The organism is Donghicola sp. XS_ASV15, from assembly GCF_041224595.1.
Classification (GTDB): domain Bacteria; phylum Pseudomonadota; class Alphaproteobacteria; order Rhodobacterales; family Rhodobacteraceae; genus Donghicola.
On record NZ_JBGFGN010000031.1, the window covers coordinates 1 to 1,520 of the forward strand.

Sequence of the window (1,520 nt, forward strand, 5' to 3'; positions counted from 1 at the left end):
CGCACCTGGGGGGCAGGGACGGGCGGCGCGGAAAGCTCGGGGAGTGGGCCGGTGCAGCCGGCGCACGAGTAGAGCCCGGTCCTGGGCGCGCGTGTCCTCGAGCGACTGCACGAGGTCACGCGCGATCAGGATTTGCCCGAACTATCGCCGCTTTGCTCCGAGGGCGACGATGCACAGCACCAACAAGGAAATTGCGAGGACCATCGTATCGGCTCCTTCGGAACGGGGCCGGGTTCTCCATGCCACTACAGAAAAACGGCCCCGCAGAACGCGGAGCCGTCTCAATGTGTCAAAGGGCGGTAAAGGGCAGGTTAGCGCGGGGCTTCCGCCAAAGGCTTTAGGTCGGGATGCCACGACACCGGGGGCCAGAGCCGTCCGTTGTAGCTGACATGCGCTAGGTGCTGGCCCATTTCATCGAAAAGCTCCCCCGAACCGAACTGAGAAGCGCCAAGCCCGGATTGTTCTCGGGCCTCGATGTAGGCCCGCTGGCAATCCTCCAGACTCATCATGTTGGTGAGCCAGTAGGTGCCGGGCGCGGCGAAGTCGCGCCCGGCGTTGATTTCATAGCGCACCCGAAAACGGGTGCGCTCGGTGATCTCGTATCCCTCGATGACGCACGGCATTACTGCACCTCGACCGGCAAGCGCGGATCGCGGCAGGTGCCCGCGCCGTTGTAGTCCGAATAGTCGCAGAAGGCATCCCGAACGGCGCTCAGCGGGTGAGCCTCGAAGGCTTCGCCACGCAGCTCAAGGTTCGCGTGATCCGCCTCGTCCAGATCGTCATAGACAAAATCATGCAGAGCTGCGGCCATGTCCTCGGATATATCCGCGAAGTCCTCGACCGGGCGGGTGGTCAGACACTCGGCGTCATGCCAGCGCACGGCGTAGCCGAACGCACGATGCGCGAGTAACGCAACGCGCACGACTTCCTCGATTTGAAGCGCCTCGTAGGCGGTGAACTCGTCGCCGCCCTTGGTCATGCCGAACAGCGCAAAGCCGTCTTCATGGCCGATCTCGCAGACTTCAGGAAGCCCCCCGTCACCGGCTACGGTGACGGGGCTGACTTGCAGAAAATCGGCGGGGCGCTGGTGAAGGGTCTCGATCTCGTGTTGCATGATGGCCCCTCAAATCTCGACGTTGAAAATGACCGTCTCGCCCTCGACGGTGTAAGGCACGGCCTTGGAAAGAAGCTGCACAATGGCCTCGTCTGGCAAATGGGGCCATGCGGTCTTGATGATGTGGATGAAAACCGGACGGTCTGCCTCGAAGGCATAACCATTGACCGCCCAAGCGATGATACCGGGAGTGTGTATTGCAGGGGACGAACCCAAACGAAATTCTGCCATGTCTGGCCTCCTTGTGGTGTTGCCCTGTCCGGTCTGTTGCCGAAAATCGGGGCGGGGTTTCTGGCGAGGAAGCGCGAAGCGCGCCCCTCTCCTGAAAGCCTGCCTCCCGGCGAGGGCAGGAGGGGGACCCGTGCAAGGTTGTCCGTAGGGGCGAAGGGGAGGGGGATCACCCGGC

Annotated in this window: 3 protein-coding genes; all 3 read right to left on the bottom strand. The window is 62.8% G+C overall.

Translation table 11 applies throughout. The features are described 5' to 3' along the window. Positions 1-311: 311 nt before the first annotated feature. Genes AB9K37_RS00480 through AB9K37_RS00490 form a run of 3 tightly spaced genes read right to left on the bottom strand, consistent with a single transcriptional unit; the run spans position 312 to position 1,345 of the window. Positions 312-623, bottom strand: a complete 312-nt coding sequence (locus AB9K37_RS00480; protein ID WP_102856254.1) for a hypothetical protein — start codon at positions 621-623, stop codon at positions 312-314. Beyond that, entirely contained in the window at positions 623-1,114 is a 492-nt protein-coding gene (locus AB9K37_RS00485) for a hypothetical protein (RefSeq protein ID WP_102856255.1), read from the bottom strand. Before AB9K37_RS00485 ends, AB9K37_RS00480 begins: the two co-directional genes overlap by 1 nt. 9 nt (positions 1,115-1,123) lie before the next feature. After that, positions 1,124-1,345 carry a hypothetical protein gene (locus AB9K37_RS00490; protein ID WP_102856256.1) on the bottom strand — a complete coding sequence of 74 codons (222 nt, stop codon included), beginning with the start codon at positions 1,343-1,345 and terminating at the stop codon, positions 1,124-1,126. Between the last annotated feature and the right edge of the window lie 175 nt (positions 1,346-1,520).